Genomic DNA, 16,445 nt, shown 5'->3' with positions numbered 1-16,445 from the left:
GATCACACTACCCAGCCAGTTCTTGCCCATACTGTAAGTCATTATTCATCATTGTGCATCTAGCTAACCCATAAACGCATAGCACAACGATACTCTTTGGGTAGGCCCATTTCAGATTCTTGAGCTAATAATAGAACAAGACGTTCATTCAGTTGACTCTTATCTATTGTTACGAACCCTAGCTTTTCGTAAAATGGAGCATTCCACGGAACATTAGAAAAAGTAGTTAAAGTAATACTCTTATGCTTTTTCTTGGCTAGTTCAATAACAACGTTTATTAACTGAAATCCGATCCTTCGTTTTTGATATGTATAATCGACCGCAAACTCTGAAACATGAATCGCCGATTCTTCGTTTATGTTGCTTATACATATAAAGCCAACAACTTTATTTTCAATCTCGGCAACAAAAAGTTCATTTGAACGAATCTTTTTTTCATAAAACCCGTAACTATGCAATGGTATTTCTTGAGGCAAAGAGCATAAAAAATCCATGGGCATCGATGAGAAAGCATTTCCAGCACGTTTTTCAATCTGATTTATATTTGTAATATCTTCAAATTCAGCCCTACGGACAACTATCGTATTCATCTGTAGATTAACTCCGTTCTCTATAGTCTTCATACTAAAACAGATGCTAAGTAAGTGGTATAAATATTTTCAATTCTAACTTATTCATAAACCCATCCTATTATGTTCGCAGCGCTATAAATCCTTTGATATAAATATAAACGGCCATAGTTAGATAGAGACATCCAACTAATCTCATTCCAATATCAGCATTAAATGCATGTTCAAGAAAAACGGATAAAACAAACAAAAAGGATACTGTTATCATAACAATTAAAAGTGATAATGCTATTTTTCTTCTAGACATTTTGTTGACTTTTGTTTTACTGGTCTGCAACTCAAAACCAAATAAAACATTAATTATGCATATTAGAATAACTGCATCAGGACCTTGAGGATCATATACAATCCCAAAAGAGAGAATGAAGACTACAAAAAACCAAACATTTAGTATAAACATTTTCATTTCAAGGCCTTCATAATCACTTGCTATAATATCGCATAATTCATCTCGTCTACCGAATAACCAAGACTATTACCCCCCCCCCCACAACTTCACATTGACATTAATGCTTTAATTAATGCTTAAAAGTTAAATTCAATCCATTGAATTTAATTAAAATTAGCTTCAAAAATATACAAACCCCAATAAAACAACCAGAAAATAAACCTTCCGTTGGCATAAGACCTGAAAAGTGCATTAGTGTAGATGTTAATATTACACTTGAAAAACCTAATTGATATGGTAATAAACTTTCAAAATCTTTATAACGTTTTTGTGCTATTTGAATACCTTCATCATCTAATAACAAATTTTCCCCACATGATGAACAAATAACTTTATTAAACTTTTCTAACGTTATAACTTGTTTGATTTTTAACTCTCTATGATTATTACATTTTGGACAATCATACCAAAGTTCAGATTTCATATAACACTCCTTGTATTATTATTTAAAATTTCACTATTTCATTCTAATTATGATGCTTAATCATATCTCTCACCTCCATGAGAGCAAACCCTAAAAGATTAAGACCTGTCCATGTATTTGGCATTTCTGATGCTGGATTATCTTGAGCTAAACCAATGCCCCATATTTTATCTACTGGACTAGCTTCAACTAAGATTCGATTACCAGTATTTAGCAAAAATGCCTTTAGTTCTGAGTTTTGAGTGAACTTTGCTAAATTAGCATTGACTACAATCTCGAATCGCTTCTCATTCCATACTTTTTCTTCGAAACCTATTACTTCTCGACCAACAGCTTTAGCTTCTCTCGGATTACTAGCACAAAGAACTTTTTCACATGCTTTCTTATCACCAAACAACTTAGCCTTGTGATACATCATGTAATGCTCAGCCGAGATAAATTCATTGCCATCTTCTTCAAACTTCGAATCATACCACTGGCTAAAACAGCTCTTTGTTATCTGGCTGTCTTTTTCTTGGTGCCCCCAGAAAAAGATATATTCCACCTTATTTCCGTGGTTCACAAAATCGATAAGGTCATCTCTTGTTCTAATCTTCAATTTTCCTCCAATATTTATTCTATCGCGTCTCTAACATATGATATGGACTTTCTTTATCTTCCATACTCTGTCACCCCTTATGAATCTGGGTAAGAATACATTAGAGGCGCTATATCACTCTTCTTATAACATTGATATTGCTAGACATAGGCCAGTATCTATTGTAAAAACCCTAAAAGCAAGATATTGATCCATAAACAATATCAAGCTCTAAGCTTTTTGCAACATTTGCAAATTTTCTACTCATTGAAGCTGTGAGACTTCCCATTATAATATATCAAGTGGATTTATCCCAATCCCCGACAGCCCTGATGGTAATTACTTCTTTATATCTGTTATAAAGGTGGCTGATGGTTTAATAATTTATTAATATCATGAATTTAAAGATGATATGATTTTTTATTATTTTGATTTTCTAATTACAACTTCATTATGCAGTCACATACACCAGTTCAACTTGTGTATGAAAACACATGATTTTCATGCAACTCTCCCTCAAGCTCAAAATTTAATTTTCCAACAAGTTTGAAACCTAGGTTTCGATAAAAATCGATAGCTTTGCGGTTCTTGACCCAAGTGGACAACCAAAATGATGCCCCATGTTGAACTTTAATTTTATCAAGCAATTGTCTACCAACACCCCGCCCATGAAAATGCTCAGATACATATAATGTTGTGACTTCATATCCATAATCTTCATTATTAAATGAAGAATCGAAATCAACAGTGATAAAGCCAACAAGATGCTCTTCTTGTATGTAAACCCATATTTGGCAGGTAGGGTTGTTTAAAAGCTGCTGGAAGTGGTGTTCTGTAAAGGTCGACAGTGCATAATGCGAAATCTTTGCACGCACCCCTTGGGCTGCATATGTATGCAACCAAACCTGTAGTGACAAAGCTGCTAAATCAAGGCAATCACTTAGCCTTGCTTTCCTAATCATCTAAACACCTCCATGTTGTACATAACGAATGGCATGGACTCAGCCACACTTGATGACTCTGAGTAAGAATACGTTAGGAAGCTGGCACTCGCATCCATATCACCACTTCCGCTTGACGCAATTTACGCCTATTCAGGACAGTACTTATTGAACATTACATAGCAAGTAACGAAAAATGCTAAAAACAGTGTAATTTGCCACAAGCCGTCACCATAAAAAGACATTTGATTTTCTGACCAATATCTCATGGCTATGTTAAATAGCTCACCATTAAGACCGATAACCAATATCGCAGCCAGATAGTATTTAATGAACTCGAACAGAAGAGTTTTGGTGTTAGACAAGTAGGTTTTCAGCATTTTAGCGCCAGATATAGTGAAATTTTCCCTCAGAATAACAAAACCGAACCTGCTCAAAAATCACAATAACACTCTATTGCGACCAATATCCATATTGAGTCATAACGAATGACATGGACTCCCCCTCATCCAAACTTTGCCACACTTGGTGAGTCTAAGTAAGAAAACGTTCGGGGGCCACCATATTAATTTCTATCTATAACATTGATCTTACTAAACACTTCTTTAGTATCTACGGCTAGGATAGCAAAGGTAATCACTCGTGCTTCTACGCGCTTTGCCAAAATCAAATCGGCTGAACGACAAACCATAACTGTCTCAGTTATTCTTCATACTCATTAAAAAACATCGTGATGCTCGAAAACCCAGGTTCTAAAATCATGTGTTTTTGTTACACCATTTAGCACCCCTGAATCAATTATTTGACGATAAGCCTCCTCACCGGCACTTTGAAACAATGCACTAAAATCCCGTTGAGCTAAATTCCACTCCGAATCAGTTAAGCTACCCATATACTCTTTATATTTATTGAGTGTCTCCAGCATAAACTGCCATTTCTCTTGCCAAATATTACAATCATAATTTAGATCAAAGTATTGCCATTCTTGGTTATTCCAACGAATTTCATCCCCCATGATATCTTCCATTGATTCGCCAAGCTTAGAATAGGAATCTATGGTTGATTGAAAAGACTCCTCAGAGCAAGCACCTACGTGAAAATAACCTTCCTCGGCAAGTATCTCGACCGCAAAGCCAAAGAATTTTTCGTCAGAATGATTCCTGAAAAAGTTTTCAATGCTTGGAATGGCAGCACTTACTAACGCATTTACCAATTCATCCTTTTTAACTTGATCCATTATATTTTTTACTCCTATAGCGCATAACAAATCACATCGACACCCTATATGATTTCAACCGTACAGCGGATATCTATTTGAGGCTGCAACATTAAGCAGACATGGCAATGTTTTGAAATCGCTTCTTCGGCTGCTGCAAGTACATCGGATTCAGTGAATCCCTTACCTTTGACCACAAAGTGAAGGTTGGCGGATTGATATAATCGCGGCTCACCCTCTGTCAGCGTATGGGTTACATTGTTTTCCAGGCTCTGTAACTCAGCACCTTTTTCTTGAAGAAGCAAAACGACATCCGTAGCACTACACGCTCCCAATGCATACAGCAACGCCTCCGTGGGGCATGGCGCGACACGATTGTCAGCATCAATATCCACGCTAAAACCGTCTTTTGTTGTTGCTTTAAAATGGCACTTATCAATCCACTTAACGTTAATACTCATGATTTCTCACCCTACACTGCACCTTATTCGTTACTTCCTTACCTACACGGACATCCGCTTTTCTGTCACCACTATCAGTAACCCCGTATCCGCTTGCACTATTCGTCCTCAAAAAACGACACAATGATCATCAATGGATCTGACTGTTCGCCTTTTTATGCTTTTTATCCCACCAGTCCCTCAATAAGGTAACAACAACAACAGCCAGCGTGATCGGGAAAATAACGTTCCAGGCTACAAACAATAATGGATCTAACCAGCTAGCCGCCTTGACACTGCCAATCAAAAAAGCGCTATATAAGAGATATAATCCAAAAAACAGAGTGCCCTCTAAACGGCTGAGCACCGCCCCCGTAAACATAAGCGGCAAGCACAAAAACGCCACAGCCAGCATAATGGGCAAATCCTGTTCAACCAGCTGTACATCCCCTGTTAGCCCTTGCCCACTAAACAAGCCGGAGATACCAAGCACGGCCAACAAGTTAAATGTATTACTCCCAACAACATTGCCCACCGCAATATCTCGCTGGCCTTTAACGCTTGCCACTATGGATGTCACAACCTCTGGCAGAGAGGTACCCACAGCTAAAATAGTTAACCCAATCACGGCTTCGCTTGCGCCAAGTTGTCTGGCAATATTCACCGCACTCTCTACCAGTAAGTTGGCGCCGAGAACCAGAAATGTGAAACCAACAATAAGCCACAATATATTTTGCCATGTTGGAAATCGCCCCGTCGTTATCGAGGCTAATTCATCGGCGCTAGTATCATTCTCCCGAGCTTCTGCTTGCCTCCCTTGGACAAAGAGAAAAACGGTATAAACAAGTAGCAGAATAACCAAAATCCCACAATCCCATACGCTCAGCAGCCCGTCCGTCGCCATGTAAAAAACCAGCCCCGTGACAAGCACCATAATAGGTACATCCTGGCGTATTAACTGTTTTGATATGCTCAACGGTGTTATTACCGCTGCCAAGCCAAGAATAAACAACACATTGAAAATGTTACTACCCACGACGTTTGCAATTGCCAGCTCGGTTTTGTTAGATAGCGCCGAGTTAATACTGACAGCCAATTCTGGGGCACTTGTACCGAATGCAACAACAGTCAACCCAATCACCAAACTGGGGATCCCGAAATTAGTTGCTAGCCGAGATGCTCCTTTGACCAGTCCATCTGCCCCTGAAATCAACAGGACAAAGCCTAATATCAACAGAAGATAATCCATTTAAACCTCATCAACATTGGCATCAAATAAAAATAGGCCCGACATCTCTCGCCCACCGTATCTCCCCGTTAAGCTCAGTAAGCATAACGGTGACATTTTGGCTCAATCTTACATCAACATATGAAAAACCAATGTTCTATCAGCCACAAAAAATGATTCGTGGCTTGAACATTTAGCTAGATCTGACTGGTTTAATTGTGAAATGATCCGTCATGCAGATAACGGTAAGAGCGGCATGGCTATGGCTTATACCAACGTCTTCCATACATTAACCAAAGCAAACATCATCAGTGTCATTACAATAGAAAATAAACTGGTCATTAAGCCATCACGCACTAATTCTCTATGCACTTCTGTTATTGTTTTTACCGGATACTCCCTTTCATAAGTAATACGTTCCTCATAAGACCACGTCATACGTATATAACGGTAAAACACATACCCTAACCCGATGTAACCAAGCACAGTCACAAACCCTATACCTGATGCTGGCCAAGTCATGAAAGAAACGACGCCCCCAATGTAATAGATAAGCTGAAGCCTATAGCTTGCCGCTTTTTGCCCCCACTTCAATATACGCGCTTCTTTAGCGTTCCTTATAGTACGCTTTGTATAGAAGAGGCGATGCCGAGCTTCATAGCTTAATTGAGCATAATCTGAAAGCTTTCTATAGCCATCTGTCTGTTTTTTCTTGTTTATAGTTCGTCTCTTATTGATGTTCATCCGGCGTTATCCACAGGCAAGATCTCGATCAACAGACAATATCACGAACTGTGGTGGCACTCATTACTGAGCGCGAGAATTAACCAAGATTGACCATACCGCCAAGATCATGGCGTTCAAATATGTAACGCCTTTTATAACGAGGACAAAGGTTTGAATATCTTGTTTATGACGAAAATCGTCTTCTGCAACGCGTTCCTGGCATCGGAAAAAGTCGCTGCACTCATTAGTGTTGCCCCCATCAATCGAGAATATGGGTGCTATAAAGGTAAGCGAGTCATTCAGGGGGGGGCGATCACAAGTACGCACCGTACTCTACATAGCCATGAGGTCTGCGATGCAATATAACCCTGTTTTTAAAGCCACTTACCAGCGATTTTAGATGCAGGGAAACAGAAAAAAGTTGCCATTATTGCGAGTGTTAGAAAGATGGTTGTAATCCTAAATGCGATACTTCGAGATGGCGTCATGTGGAACGAAAACATAGCCAGAAATTAGCTATTGACGCCATAGTAGTTTGTTATAACTCTGATTTTGCCTTAGTTAATAGCTTATGAACTTCTTCTGAGTTAGCGAAGTCTAAACAATATGCCAATTCTATTGAACTACCACTTTTTGATTTATAAGAATCAATATTCTCATTGCTCAATAATTCACTGAGCTCAAAAAATGCATCCAAAGGCAAATTAGAAAACTCTCTGTAGCCTTGCATTGCCGTTACCGCATCTTTGGCCACATCGGAGCCCTTGTAATAAGTCGCAATACAAGAAGAAAGCGCATATTTTTTAAATAACTGCTCATCACTTTGAGTGCTCAATGGACTTGCGCTTAATCCCACGCTAAAAGTTGCAACAAATATAGTGCTGACTAATCTTCTAGTTTCCATAAGTACGCCTTCTTTGCTTGTGGGAAGTAACAACTATCCGTACATCTTGAGCCAGTCCAAATACTTGCATGCCCTGATGCATCTAGCCAAGTATCCACATCAACGACCAATATGCCTTTGTAGGCAGCCAACTTATTTGCATTGGGATTTTCAATTACAACCTCAGGATCACCAAACTTTTGATGCAAGAAGCTGATCAAATCCCTTACTCTGTAGATATACCAATTTCCCTGTCCACCAGATACAGTTTTATTTTTAATGTAAGGAACCTTAAAACCAGCATAATTAAGTGCATATGACATCCGAATTGCACATGCATTTTCAAAACGCCCTGCTCTGGTGTTAGCACATTGATATTGTGATTCACTCTACCACCAATTATTGTACCAACGTCCGATACATCTCGGTTAACCTTTGCAAAAGCCACTTTCATTTTTAGTAAGCTAGGACGTGCTGCCACTGAAAAACCTCCCCGTCAATTGTTTGAACGAAAAGGTCTCACAAAATAAGCAACCATACTAACAACAAGTTAATTGTTCTTGAATCACTTCAAGATCAAAGGTGCAACAATGAAACTGACAAAAGAGTTATAACGAATGACATGGACTCCCCCCTCATCCAGACTCTTCCACACTTGGTGAGTCTGAGTAAGAAAACGTTCGGAGGCTGCCATGTTACTTTCTATCTATGGCATTGATTTAGCCAAACATTCCTTCAGTATCCACGGCGAGGATGCCAATGGCAACACCCTGATCCACAAAACAATATCTCGAGCAAAAGTACTCACATTCTTTGCCAATTTGCCGCCTGCCATTGTCGGAATGGAAGCCTGTGGTTGTTCCCATTACTGGGCGCGGGAATTAACCAAGCTCGGCCATACTGCCAAGATCATGGCCTCCAAATATGTGGCGCCTTTCAGGACGGGTGCCAAAAACGACCTCAATGATGCGGTTGCCATTTGTGTGGCTGTCACCCGTCCTTCAACACGCTTCGTTAAAATCAAATCCGCCGAGCAACAATCCATATTGATGCTCTACCGAGCCCGCGATAACTGGGTTCACGAACGCACAGCACTCCTTAACCAGATCTGGGCCGTCATGGCTGAGTTCGGGATCATCACCCAAAAGTATGGGTGTCTTGTTTATTTTCCTTGATACCCCGAAGACTCATATGTGTTATGTGTCTGGCCAGAGTTCTTCGATGACTTTTCGAGCATCAGCTAAAGAAGCACCAGTTTCCTCTCGATAAAGCCGGAGCGCTTTTAGCTTGTTACCTGATTTGACAGCATCTAATACCTGAACTGGCACAGCAAAGTGTTTATCTAATGACACCCCAGAACATTCAAGTAAGAAATCTATCTTGCGTTCCAATAATTTATGCTTGTACTTCATCGCAGATAATTCTCTGTGGCCGATGAATATCAACAACACAAATAGTATTAAAACTGACCACTCCACAATATCTCTCCTTAGATATTACTCATACTAATTTGTGTTTTTTTGCGTTGACACATAACGCTGGCAGCAAGCACGCGTTTTTTGTGTAGCCTTGCCTGACCTTGTTATAACCAATGACGCGCTAGATTTCATAGCTGAACACTCCAATGAATTTTGGATCGCTAGCAATACTGCGGCGAACCTTGCTTGGATTATATGCAAAGTCGTATTGCTGAACAGCCCACCTAGCTTCTTGTAGAGCCTTTGACTCAGCCACTTTCATTACCTCGGATGAAAATGAACCTGAATAAGAAAGATTGCCAAGCAACTTAGAAATTGGCACCAGCTGATAGTCGAAGCACTCACTCTCTTGATTGCTTAAGTCGTAGTAGCCGACACCACACAGATCCTGTAAAACATCAATATCTTCTGAATTCCAAGCGTCATCAAGTAAACCAATCCATACCGAAACAACTCCGGTCTTTTCGAAACCTTGAGAATAATAATCTTCTTCCTCAGAATAATCCTTCAATGGCACAAAACTCTCCCTAGTTCTAACGAATGACATGGACATCCCCTCATCAAGACTCTGCCACACTTGGTGAGTCTGAGTAAGAAAACGTTCGGAGGCCACCATGTCACTTTCTATTTATAGCATTGATTTAGCCAAACATTCCTTCAGTATCCACGGCGAGGATACCAATGGCAACACCCTGATCCACAAAACAATATCTCGAGCAAAAGTACTCACATTCTTTGCCAATTTGCCGCCTGCCATTGTCGGAATGGAGGCCTGTGGTAGTTCCCATTACTGGGCGCGGGAATTAACCAAGCTCGGGCATACCGCCAAAATCATGGCCTCTAAATATGTGGCGCCTTTCAGGACGGGTGCCAAGAACGACCTCAATGATGCGGTTGCCATTTGTGTGGCTGTCACCCGTCCTTCAACACGCTTCGTTAAAATCAAATCCGCCGAGCAACAATCCATATTGATGCTCCACCGGGCCCGCGATAACTGGGTTCACGAACGCACAGCACTCCTTAACCAGATCCGGGCTGTCATGGCTGAGTTCGGTATCATCGCCCCCAAAGGCCGCCATGCACTGCAAGCAAATATCGGACACGTACTGGAAGACGCCGAGAATCAGCTACCGGATTTAGCCCGTGCAATCTTAGCTGACTGCTATGATCACCTGCTCTCTATCAACCAACGCATTGCTGACCAAGAACGCTGCTTTGATATGTTGGTAAACCACAGCAACAATGCACAAAAAATCATGAAGGTTGCAGGTGTTGGACCAATTACGGCGACGGTCGTTATCGCCAGCATCGGCAAGGGCGAGCAGTTCGACAAAGGCCGTGACTTTGCCGCTTGGCTTGAGTTAGTGCCTACCCAGTATTCCACCGGCGGTAAACCGAGGCTCGGGCGGATCACCAAAAAAGGCGATAAATACCTAAGAACGTTACTGGTTCACGGTGCTCGTGCCGCCATTACCAATATCGGCAACAAGACCGATCGCCTCAGTCTCTGGTGCAAAGGGCTTGTCGAGAGGCGGGGCCTAAAACGGGCGATTGTGGCACTTGCGGCCAAGAACGCCCGTATTATCTGGTCGCTACTGCGCAATGATACGGAATACCAAGTCGCTGTTTAATCACCAAGCGTAAGAGCAATACACCTTCACCGGGTCAATGCAATAGCCAATGATGAAATAAGGTTAAGACCACTTGCGGGAAAACCTGATAATGCGGCGGGCACGTCAGATGCCTTCTAACGAATGAGGAACCGCAACCGCGTAGTGTCATCAGGGTCATGGCAAATAAGCCAATAAACAGACCGAATGTAGAGCGGCAGTCCCAAACCTTATCTTATCGGCAGCTGTTGTTGACAACCGGGGGAGTCCATGTAGCCGCATTAAGGTGTGAGCCACGCGACCACTAAACTCAATTTTAACACCGTAATCACTGAACTTGACCCAAACCAAAAATGCCAAGCGTGGCGAATCACTCTTAAATGCTTGTATGGATAATAAGCTTGTCATTTGGGTAACGTGAGACCCAAGCTTTAGCTGCAACTAAAGCATCTTATGCGGTAGTTCGTTTGAACGCTGGCTCCTCTGTCGAGAGACCGATAACAAACATGAACGCCGCATAGGACTCCAAGCATCAACCTCGAATAGTCGACTGGGTCTCGAACCCGCATTTCGCAAGCAAGAGTTAGCTTATTATGCATACAAGCACACATCAAAACATTCATGTCGGTGTTGATACAGGTAAGTCACAACTAGACATTTTCATTCGCCCACTTGATATCTTTTTTACTGTTAACAACGACGAGAAAGGTATCAAAGAGGCCATCAAAACAATCAAACAATATGTCCCACAGCGCGTTGTTGTCGAAGCAACTGGACGTCTTGAAATGCCGTTCATCATTGCTTGTTCAGAAGCAAAACTTCCCTTTGTTATTGCTAACCCCATACATATAAAACGGTTCGCCGGAGCCATTGGTCAGCGAGCTAAAACAGACAAATTAGATGCTAGACTCATTGCTCACTATAGCGAGGCCATTCAACCTAATCTGACGCAACTGAAACCTGAAAATATGCGTTTAATGAGTGATTTAGTCGCTCGCCGTCATCAACTGCTGACCATGCAAACCATGGAGAAAAACCGATTACAATCACTTCCCAAACATCTTGTGAGCACCATCAAACCTGTGCTCACGACCTTTAAAAATCAGATAGAAAAAACTGAGCAAAAAATCCTATTTCTTATTGAATCATGCCCTGAGTATCAAAACAAAAATCGTCTTCTGCAGAGCGTTCCTGGCATCGGAAAAGTCGCAGCTGCATCCATCATTAGCAACGTTCCTGAGCTTGGGCTTATTACCAACAAACAAGCCGCTGCACTCATTGGCGTTGCCCCCATCAATCGAGAAAGTGGACGCTATAAAGGCAAGCGAGTCATTCAGGGGGGACGAGCACAAGTACGCACCGTGCTCTACATGGCTATGATGTCTGCGATGCAGTGTAACCCTGTTTTTAAAGCTACTTACCAGCGACTTTTAGATGCAGGAAAACCGAAAAAAGTCGCCATTATTGCGTGTGTAAGAAAGATGGTTGTGATCTTAAATTCGATGATTCGAGATGGCGTCATGTGGAACGAAAACATAGCCAGAAATTAGCTATTGACGCCATAGTCGTTTGTTAGGTAAATCTCCAGCGTAGTGCGTTTGCCTCATGCTCCTTTATAAAACTGTCTTTATGATTGCAATATACACCAATATCGTTGTTACAAATTGAAGCACCTTCTCGCTTCAAATTACCATAATGCAACGCTATTTCTGGAAATTGAATCAAGTAGTCACGAAATGCAATATGCCTATTTGCTTCTGGAGACCCAACTAAAAAAGCATGTACTTGGTGACTTCTTTGTATGCCACCTTTTTGAAAATAACGCCTACCTGCTATACCAAATTCACCTTTAACTTCATACCCAAGCGACTCCATCAGATTATTGTTCTTGTCCAATTCTTCTAGTGATTTCACTTCAACAAGAATATCGATGATTGGTTTCGCACAAAGACCTTTGACTGAAGTACTACCAATGTGATGAATTGCCACTACATTAGCTGAATTCAAGGCCGATTCTAGCAACACCTTTTCATCGCTAAATTCATTGGCCCATGAAGGTCGATAGTCTACAACTTCAATTACCCTCGAACTCATTGTTCCTCCATTTACCTAACGAATGACATGGACTCCCCCTCATCAAGACTCTGCCACACTTAGTGAGTCTAAGTAAGAAAACGTTCGGAGGCCGCCATGTCACTTTCTATCTATGGCATTGATTTAGCTAAATATTCCTTCAGTATCCACGGCAAGGATGCCAATGGCAACACCCTGATCCACAAAACAATATCTCGAGCAAAAGTACTCATATTCTTTGTTAACTTGCCGCTTGTCATTGTCGGAATGGAAGCCTGCGGCAGTTCCCATTACTGGGCGCAGAAATTAACCAAGCTCGGCCATACTGCCAAGATCATGGCCTCCAAATATGTGCCGCCTTTCATAACGAGTGCCAAGAATGACCTCAATGATGCGGTTGCCATTTGTGTGGCTGTCACCCGTCCTTCAACGCGCTTCGTTAAAATCAAATCCGCCGAGCAACAATCTATATTGATGCTCCACCGGGCCCGCAACAACTGGGGTCATGAACGCACTGCACTCTTTAACCAGATCTGGGCCGTCATGGCTGAGTTCGGGATCGTCACCCAAAAGTATGGGTGTCTTGTTTATTCGCCTATTCGCCTAAAGTCCAGCAGCTTTCAGGTTAAACTCATTTTTCATTCGTAATGATGTAGATTTTACACATATCGCGTAATGTCCTTTTCGTTCTTTTATTTGTCTAAGTATCATACTACGAACTTCTTTTGCCAACCATTTAGCTGGGTTTGCACCAATGGGCATAGGCCTAGGTACTAAATCCATTACATCTGAACATTTCTTTGATTCAGACAACAACTTATATGTAAGATTAAACATCTCATCATTAACTGGCCACTCATTAGCTTGAGGGCCATAAATTTTAACTAGAAAAGTTCGTAAATCATTCTGCTCTGTAGTAGTTAGACTCATCTTATTTACTCATAATTGAATTGAAAACATTTTTATAATTTGCTTCTAAACCATTGATGTTTATATGGTGAATTTGAGAACCATCTATAATAAAAATATTACCTTGACCATATTCGTTAGAGTAAGCACCCAAAACTGTCATCTGATCTAATTTTTTCACGTCTTTATTATCATTTTTAATTCCAAACGAACTTGACAATTCAGATGAAATTAAACTCAACCATTCGGGCAACTGCTTTCTTTTCTCAATGAAAAACAATGATTGAAAAAAATCCACATCAACATCAGTTAGATCAACCGGCTGATAATAATTTTTAGCATCTACTAATTCATGTGAAAAATACCAATCATCATACTTAAATATGAGCAAGTCACCAGAATGAACCAAAGATTTTGGTTCATCATAGTTTACATTGAGGCCTTTTGATAAATGTAGTTGATTATTACTAGCAAAGGCTACACAAGGTAACATCAAACAAATAATTAATATCAGTTTTTTCATGGTTAACATCATCAATAGTAAAGATAGTTAACCTTATTGAAATTAACTTCTTTACCCAACAAAAACATGAACTTTAAAACAATTAGTGGGATTGAAAGCAAGAAAGTATGTAACAATTAAGTTTGATATTTAAGTATTCCATGCCATAGTTTCAGTGCAAACTGACATTTACGAGTTAACGAATGACATGGACTCCCCCTCATCCAAACTCTGCCACACTTGGTGAGTCTGTGTAAGAAAACGTTCGGAGGCCACCATGTCACTTTCTATTTATGGCATTGATTTAGCCAAACATTCCTTCAGTATCCACGGCGAGGATACCAATGGCAACCCCCTGATCCACAAAACAATATCTCGAGCAAAGGTATAGATATCTTCTTTATGATGAAGTTTGTAAGTTTATCAGGCCACGCTCAACAGCCGCCTACATGCACTCAGCCCTTGGGGGCGCCGCTGACCGATATGATGGTGATACTCGCGAAGCAAATGCTCTTTGCCTATCGCGCCAGAAAAGTTGTGTTCCAAATGACGAGTTAATTCCAGCCAGTTCTCTTCGCTCAAACCTAAACGTAAAACAACATTGCGAGCTTTTGCTGAGATATATCCTTTCTTGCCATCACGGATGACACGCCCCGTTTCATCGACAAGCAACAAATAATCGGTAAATACAAAAGGCAACCCCTTGGGCATGTTATCGCGAGGATTGCCGACAAAGGGCAATAACATTGTCGGTTGATATCCCGTTTTTGCTGCATTTGTACGTTTTTTAATGCTGGTATACTCTGAGGTCTCTGGCGTTTTCGCTATTCCTGCTCGAACGGGATTCAAATCAACGTAAGCCATACAAGCAGCCAAGGCCGCTTCATCCAATAAGGCTTGAGATTTAAACCGCCCTTCCCAAAAACGTCCTGTACAACCATCTTCTTGATTGGCTTGACGAGCTATTGGTTCATTAAGCAACCGCATAAACCAGCTCATATCGTATAACCGCTCACGCCACTCTTCTGTGAGCCGTTCAACGACCCGCAACTGTGCCTTGTCCATCTGGCTTCGTAGCCCTTCATCCAGCCAGGTACGTGAAAGATAATGCCCTTTACACAACTGATGCCAACGAGTGAGCACCTCTTCCTGCGACCAATTCTTAGCTTGTTCAGCATCCACATGCAAAACAACATGCGTGTGATTACTCATAACGGCATACGCACAAATATCAATCGCAAATACCTTGGCAAGAAACAATAGCCGTTGCTCCACCCAAGCACGTCGATGCTCGAAACACTTCCCCGTTAACGGATCTTTTCCACAAAGAAAGGTTCTTCTCACAACGCGATACGCAATGGTAATAGGGCGTATCGGTTAGACTCACTTGTGTTTTCCTTGCCTTGGGCATGATTGCTAGCTCCCTTTTTCATCCGTGTAAAAGGAAGCCTAGAATACAAGGCAGGAAAGTACAAAAGTATGGGTGTCTTGTTTATTTGCTCTACATGGCTATGATGTCTGCGATGCAGTGTAACCCTGTTTTTAAAGCTACTTACCAGCGACTTTTAGATGCTGGGAAACCGAAAAAAGTCGCCATTATTGCGTGTGTAAGGAAAATGGTTGTGATCTTAAATTCGATGATTCGAGATGGCGTCATGTGGAACGAAAACATAGCCAGAAATTAGCTATTGACGCCATAGTCGTTTGTTATGTACGTGCCAATAGAGTGCAATAATGAAATGCTTCACTCGAATCTGACATATGGTACCAAAGTTCTATACACCCTAACTTTTTAACTGCCCGAGAGTAATGAGCAATCTTAGAACTAAACTTAACAGGATCAATATCATAGCCATACACAAGATATATAGCTCGCTCATAACCTACAACATTCAGAAATACAGACAGAGACTCCAAGTCTTTTATTATTCCTCTGGGTTGAGCATTTTGGTGTTTAACCTCAATAATTGCATGGTTTCCTGACATGTAACCCGGTTTGTGTACCAATAAATCAGGCTTTATATGATCAGATTTAAGAGACTTTAAAATTGGATGAGCAGCCTTATCTATCTCTCCATTCAAATAGTACTCCGTTCTGGGCGGCCACTTTAATCTCATTTGATGGTATAACTCGTAGCAATAGACCCGTTCTCTATAAACCGGATCTCCCCCATCAATGTTCAAGTGGAAGTAATTCTGATCAATTTGATTAGTTGCTTGTCGTAAAATTAAACTTAATTCTTTCATTTTCTTCTTAGTACATAACGCCTGCAATAAGGTGCCCCACACTGAACCAGCAGAGCGCACCGAACTCTATACCAAAAATGCCAAGTGTAAAGGGTCACCTTGATTGCCTTGATA

The 16,445-nt window shown here is 41.1% G+C and carries 21 protein-coding genes and 3 pseudogenes; 6 read left to right on the top strand and 18 right to left on the bottom strand.

The window, feature by feature from the left end; all coding sequences use genetic code 11:
• Positions 1 to 59 precede the first annotated feature (59 nt).
• The 9 genes from ABT56_RS12355 to ABT56_RS12310 form a co-directional block, all read right to left on the bottom strand.
• Positions 60 to 590 carry a GNAT family N-acetyltransferase gene (locus ABT56_RS12355; RefSeq protein ID WP_169753910.1) on the bottom strand — a complete coding sequence of 177 codons (531 nt, stop codon included), beginning with the start codon at positions 588 to 590 and terminating at the stop codon, positions 60 to 62.
• A gap of 100 nt (positions 591 to 690) precedes the next feature.
• Entirely contained in the window at positions 691 to 1,035 is a 345-nt protein-coding gene (locus ABT56_RS12350) for a hypothetical protein (protein WP_047879189.1), read from the bottom strand.
• 112 nt (positions 1,036 to 1,147) lie between these two features.
• On the bottom strand, positions 1,148 to 1,501 hold the full coding sequence (locus tag ABT56_RS12345) for a hypothetical protein (protein WP_047879188.1): 354 nt from the start codon (positions 1,499 to 1,501) through the stop codon (positions 1,148 to 1,150).
• Positions 1,502 to 1,544: 43 nt separating this feature from the next.
• Positions 1,545 to 2,099: an NADAR family protein gene (locus ABT56_RS12340; RefSeq protein WP_205626081.1), complete on the bottom strand. Its 555-nt coding sequence runs from the start codon at positions 2,097 to 2,099 to the stop codon at positions 1,545 to 1,547.
• A 452-nt stretch (positions 2,100 to 2,551) separates the two neighbouring features.
• Positions 2,552 to 3,040 (bottom strand): GNAT family N-acetyltransferase, encoded by a 489-nt coding sequence (locus ABT56_RS12335; RefSeq protein ID WP_047879187.1) that lies wholly within the window; start codon positions 3,038 to 3,040, stop codon positions 2,552 to 2,554.
• 697 nt (positions 3,041 to 3,737) lie between these two features.
• Positions 3,738 to 4,256 (bottom strand): DUF4303 domain-containing protein, encoded by a 519-nt coding sequence (locus ABT56_RS12325; RefSeq protein WP_047879185.1) that lies wholly within the window; start codon positions 4,254 to 4,256, stop codon positions 3,738 to 3,740.
• Between the two features lie 44 nt (positions 4,257 to 4,300).
• Complete coding sequence (locus ABT56_RS12320; RefSeq protein ID WP_047879184.1) at positions 4,301 to 4,696, bottom strand: OsmC family protein; 396 nt, start codon at positions 4,694 to 4,696, stop codon at positions 4,301 to 4,303.
• A 130-nt stretch (positions 4,697 to 4,826) separates the two neighbouring features.
• Entirely contained in the window at positions 4,827 to 5,924 is a 1,098-nt protein-coding gene (locus ABT56_RS12315; RefSeq protein WP_047879183.1) for a calcium/sodium antiporter, read from the bottom strand.
• 246 nt (positions 5,925 to 6,170) lie between these two features.
• A complete protein-coding gene (locus ABT56_RS12310; protein ID WP_047879182.1) occupies positions 6,171 to 6,647 on the bottom strand; it encodes a hypothetical protein in 477 nt (158 codons plus the stop codon).
• Between the two features lie 222 nt (positions 6,648 to 6,869).
• Here ABT56_RS12310 and ABT56_RS23595 point away from each other — a divergent pair.
• Positions 6,870 to 7,145, top strand: a pseudogene (locus ABT56_RS23595) (transposase); the annotation flags it as partial.
• Positions 7,146 to 7,167: 22 nt separating this feature from the next.
• Here ABT56_RS23595 and ABT56_RS12305 read toward each other — a convergent pair.
• Entirely contained in the window at positions 7,168 to 7,533 is a 366-nt protein-coding gene (locus ABT56_RS12305; RefSeq protein WP_047879257.1) for a T6SS amidase immunity protein Tai4 family protein, read from the bottom strand.
• Complete coding sequence (locus ABT56_RS12300) at positions 7,515 to 7,835, bottom strand: type VI secretion system amidase effector protein Tae4 (RefSeq protein WP_240478308.1); 321 nt, start codon at positions 7,833 to 7,835, stop codon at positions 7,515 to 7,517. The genes ABT56_RS12305 and ABT56_RS12300 overlap by 19 nt, the downstream gene beginning before the upstream one ends.
• A gap of 369 nt (positions 7,836 to 8,204) precedes the next feature.
• On the opposite strand from ABT56_RS12300, the pseudogene ABT56_RS12295 reads away from it, so the two are divergent.
• A pseudogene (locus ABT56_RS12295) lies at positions 8,205 to 8,648 on the top strand (IS110 family RNA-guided transposase); the annotation flags it as partial.
• 60 nt (positions 8,649 to 8,708) lie between these two features.
• Here the strand turns inward: ABT56_RS12295 and ABT56_RS12290 are convergent.
• Together ABT56_RS12290 and ABT56_RS12285 are read right to left on the bottom strand one after the other, a co-directional pair.
• Positions 8,709 to 8,990 (bottom strand): hypothetical protein, encoded by a 282-nt coding sequence (locus tag ABT56_RS12290; RefSeq protein ID WP_047879180.1) that lies wholly within the window; start codon positions 8,988 to 8,990, stop codon positions 8,709 to 8,711.
• A gap of 121 nt (positions 8,991 to 9,111) precedes the next feature.
• The gene (locus tag ABT56_RS12285; protein WP_084722259.1) at positions 9,112 to 9,507 is read right to left on the bottom strand and encodes a hypothetical protein; all 396 of its coding nucleotides are present in this window, start codon (positions 9,505 to 9,507) and stop codon (positions 9,112 to 9,114) included.
• A 97-nt stretch (positions 9,508 to 9,604) separates the two neighbouring features.
• On the opposite strand from ABT56_RS12285, the gene ABT56_RS12280 reads away from it, so the two are divergent.
• Together ABT56_RS12280 and ABT56_RS12275 are read left to right on the top strand one after the other, a co-directional pair.
• Positions 9,605 to 10,621 carry an IS110 family RNA-guided transposase gene (locus ABT56_RS12280; protein WP_047879179.1) on the top strand — a complete coding sequence of 339 codons (1,017 nt, stop codon included), beginning with the start codon at positions 9,605 to 9,607 and terminating at the stop codon, positions 10,619 to 10,621.
• Positions 10,622 to 11,193: 572 nt separating this feature from the next.
• On the top strand, positions 11,194 to 12,150 hold the full coding sequence (locus tag ABT56_RS12275) for an IS110 family RNA-guided transposase (protein ID WP_047879178.1): 957 nt from the start codon (positions 11,194 to 11,196) through the stop codon (positions 12,148 to 12,150).
• A 22-nt stretch (positions 12,151 to 12,172) separates the two neighbouring features.
• On the opposite strand, the gene ABT56_RS12270 is transcribed toward ABT56_RS12275, so the two are convergent.
• On the bottom strand, positions 12,173 to 12,694 hold the full coding sequence (locus tag ABT56_RS12270) for a GrpB family protein (protein ID WP_047879177.1): 522 nt from the start codon (positions 12,692 to 12,694) through the stop codon (positions 12,173 to 12,175).
• A 96-nt stretch (positions 12,695 to 12,790) separates the two neighbouring features.
• On the opposite strand from ABT56_RS12270, the gene ABT56_RS12265 reads away from it, so the two are divergent.
• Positions 12,791 to 13,321, top strand: a complete 531-nt coding sequence (locus ABT56_RS12265) for an IS110 family transposase (RefSeq protein WP_240478306.1) — start codon at positions 12,791 to 12,793, stop codon at positions 13,319 to 13,321.
• Here the strand turns inward: ABT56_RS12265 and ABT56_RS23585 are convergent.
• The 3 genes from ABT56_RS23585 to ABT56_RS12255 form a co-directional block, all read right to left on the bottom strand.
• Positions 13,277 to 13,603 (bottom strand): hypothetical protein, encoded by a 327-nt coding sequence (locus ABT56_RS23585; RefSeq protein ID WP_084722244.1) that lies wholly within the window; start codon positions 13,601 to 13,603, stop codon positions 13,277 to 13,279. The genes ABT56_RS12265 and ABT56_RS23585 overlap by 45 nt on opposite strands.
• Position 13,604: 1 nt before the next feature.
• Positions 13,605 to 14,105 carry a hypothetical protein gene (locus ABT56_RS12260; RefSeq protein ID WP_047879254.1) on the bottom strand — a complete coding sequence of 167 codons (501 nt, stop codon included), beginning with the start codon at positions 14,103 to 14,105 and terminating at the stop codon, positions 13,605 to 13,607.
• A 402-nt stretch (positions 14,106 to 14,507) separates the two neighbouring features.
• Positions 14,508 to 15,344, bottom strand: coding sequence for a transposase (locus tag ABT56_RS12255; RefSeq protein ID WP_205626080.1), 837 nt, complete (start codon positions 15,342 to 15,344; stop codon positions 14,508 to 14,510).
• A gap of 236 nt (positions 15,345 to 15,580) precedes the next feature.
• Between ABT56_RS12255 and ABT56_RS12250 the strand changes: the two are divergent.
• Positions 15,581 to 15,769: pseudogene (locus tag ABT56_RS12250) on the top strand (IS110 family transposase); the annotation flags it as partial.
• 22 nt (positions 15,770 to 15,791) lie between these two features.
• On the opposite strand, the gene ABT56_RS12245 reads toward ABT56_RS12250, so the two are convergent.
• Positions 15,792 to 16,331: a hypothetical protein gene (locus ABT56_RS12245; RefSeq protein WP_047879176.1), complete on the bottom strand. Its 540-nt coding sequence runs from the start codon at positions 16,329 to 16,331 to the stop codon at positions 15,792 to 15,794.
• Between the last annotated feature and the right edge of the window lie 114 nt (positions 16,332 to 16,445).

The organism is Photobacterium aquae (genome assembly GCF_001029445.1).
Lineage (GTDB): Bacteria > Pseudomonadota > Gammaproteobacteria > Enterobacterales > Vibrionaceae > Photobacterium > Photobacterium aquae.
The sequence above is the reverse complement of the archived record's forward strand: the minus strand, read 5'-3'. Positions and strand labels throughout refer to the sequence as shown.